This window comes from Actinomadura geliboluensis (assembly GCF_005889745.1).
Taxonomy (GTDB): domain Bacteria; phylum Actinomycetota; class Actinomycetes; order Streptosporangiales; family Streptosporangiaceae; genus Spirillospora; species Spirillospora geliboluensis.
This window is the reverse complement of record NZ_VCKZ01000672.1, coordinates 1-2,501: the sequence shown is the minus strand read 5'-3', so window position 1 is coordinate 2,501 and position 2,501 is coordinate 1. Positions and strand designations below refer to the sequence as shown.

The following is a 2,501-nucleotide window of genomic DNA, read 5'->3' as shown; positions in this document are numbered from 1 at the left end:
GGATGGTGGGGCGCCGGGCTCGGGGGAGCGGCCGGGGCGTGACCGGGCCGTCGTCCCAGAGATGAGAATCTCTCTCAATCGTCACAACAGCAGCTAGTTGCACATTAAACTCATCATTCCCAAAGTGATCAGCCGTCGACTGCGGGCACGGCCGGAACATGGCCTGCAGGCTCGAATCGTCGTTGGCTGATTACGGTCAGCCAGAGGAGCCTTGCGTCTGGTGATCGTTCGTTTCACCATGGCGTGAGAGTCTCAGACGAGCGATTGGCAAGGAGGTTCGCTCGGCCGGCCCAGCGGCCGGTCGGGCATGAGCGTGTTCTTCCGACGGCCGGATTCCGGCGACTTCCCCCTGCATTGACGCGCCGACCCGTGAGAGCGGACACCATGACGAATGCTCTACTGTCCCTGTCCACGAACGACTTCATCGCCGGTATCGAGGCGATCGCCCCCCGATTCGACACCGCCACCTACCCGCAGCAGAACCTCCCGGCCGACGACTGGACGCTGCTGACCCGGGCCGGCGTGCTGCTGCCGACGCTGCCGAGAGAGTTCGGCGGACGCGACAGCCACGTCGAGATGTGCCGAGTCGTGGAAGCGCTGTCCGAATGGAACCTTCCGCTCGGCATGTACGCCACGGTGATCACCGGGGTGGCGCTGCGACCCATCGCGCTGTGGGCGGACGAGGAGGCCAAGCGGGAGGTGCTGCCGCAGTACGCCGGCGGCGACCCCATGGTCTGCGGGTTCGCGTCCACCGAGCCCGGCTGCGGCTCCGCCATGTCCGGCATGACGACCACGTTCGAGGAGGTCCCGGGCGGCTACCGGATCCGCGGCCGCAAGCACTGGCAGGCGTTCAGCTCCAGCGCGCACTGGTGGCTGGTCAGCGCGAAGAACGACGACCGCGGCCGCGAGTACGGCTACTTCATCGTCAAGCGCAGTGAGGGCTTCCGCACCCTGCAGCCCTACGAGCCGCTCGGCCTCAAGGTGATCGACTACGGGCTCAACGAGATCGACGTGGTCGTCCCCCGGCACCGGCGCATCCGGGCGGAGGGCCGCAACCTGCGCCCCATGGTGGAGATGCTCATGGCGTCGCGGGCGATGATGGCGGCGATGGGCGCCGGCTTCCTGCGCCGCATCAGCCGGGAGGCGCGCGCGTACGCGAACGCGCGGCGGATCGGCCCGGGGCCGCAGTCGGCGATCCGGTTCGTCCGGTACCGGCTCGCGGCGATCGACACGTCCTACACCGTCTGCGCGGCGCTCAACGACTACCTGCAGACCTCGCTGGACATGAAGTCCGACATGATCGGCGCGTTCCCCGCCGTCCAGGCCATCAAGACGGTCGCCACCGAGCGGATGCTCAGCGCCGCGCACCACTACCAGCAGCTCTCCGGCGGCGAGGGGTACCGCTGCGGGTCGCCGACGAACATCTCCGCGCAGGCGTTCCTCGACGCCCGCGTCTACACCATCTTCGACGGCACCAACGACCTGCTCAGCCAGCAGCTCACCGAGTACTGCCTCGCGCGGACGGACGGCCTGCCGCTCAGCAAGTTCCTCGCCGACTGGCCGCTCACCGCGTCCGCGATCACCTCGCAGGGGCTGGACCTCGGCTTCCTCGACCGGGACCTCCGCCAGGAGCACCTGGTCCTCGCCGGCCGCGCCATCGCCTACGCGTTCGCGATCGCCCAGGTCATGCGGTGGGCGGCGAAACCCGGCAACGACGCGGGCCGCGCCCGGGCGGCGATCGAGTTCCTCAAGGCCGACATCGCGGGCGTCGCGACGGAGTTCGGGCTGCTGTCCACGGGCGTGCTCGGCATCGAGGACGGCGCCGTGCCGCCCTCGCCGGGCGTGCTCTTCTCGCGCTCGGTGCCGCTGCCCGCCGAGGCGTGACCCGGCCCCGGGTCAGCCCAGCATCTCCTCGCGGCGGCGGATCAGCTGGACGAGTTCCGCCGCGCGCTCCTTGATGAGGTTCAGCCCGGGGTGGCCCCACGGGCGCGGCTCGCGGTCGATGATGCAGATCGTGCCGAGGGTCGTGCCCGTGTGGTCGATCAGCGGGGCGCCGACGTAGGTGCGGATGCCGAGCTTGTCGACGACCGGGTTGCCGGCGAAGCGCGGGTAGTCGCACACGTCGTCCAGGACGAGCGCCTTGCGCCGGACGACGACGTGCGGGCAGTAGCCGTGGTCGAGCGGCACCTCCCGGCCCAGCTCCACGCCGCCGGACGGGTCGGTGGGGTCCTGCGGGGAGTACAGGCCGGACAGGTACTGCCGGTCGGTGACGAAGTTGACCATCGCGAACGGGGGCAGCCCGGTGCCGACGAGCCGCCGGGCGGTCTCGGCGAGGTCGCGGGCGAACGCGTCGAACTCGAGGTCGGCCTCCTGCCCGAGCCCGAGCTCGCGCAGCCGCGCCACGCGCCGCGGCACCTCGGGGTCGACGGGGGTCAGCAGATGGCCGGGGGGCTCGTAGAGCGGCTCTTGGGTCACGGCGATCTCCAGATGCGGTGGGGCGG

The 2,501-nt window shown here is 70.4% G+C and carries 2 protein-coding genes; one reads left to right on the top strand and one right to left on the bottom strand.

What is annotated here, in order from left to right; all coding sequences use genetic code 11:
* The first annotated feature begins 384 nt into the window (after positions 1–384).
* Entirely contained in the window at positions 385–1,884 is a 1,500-nt protein-coding gene (locus ETD96_RS43335; RefSeq protein WP_138642282.1) for an acyl-CoA dehydrogenase family protein, read from the top strand.
* A gap of 12 nt (positions 1,885–1,896) precedes the next feature.
* Here ETD96_RS43335 and ETD96_RS43330 read toward each other — a convergent pair whose 3' ends face one another.
* Positions 1,897–2,403: a GAF domain-containing protein gene (locus ETD96_RS43330; RefSeq protein ID WP_240808643.1), complete on the bottom strand. Its 507-nt coding sequence runs from the start codon at positions 2,401–2,403 to the stop codon at positions 1,897–1,899.
* Positions 2,404–2,501: the final 98 nt, after the last annotated feature.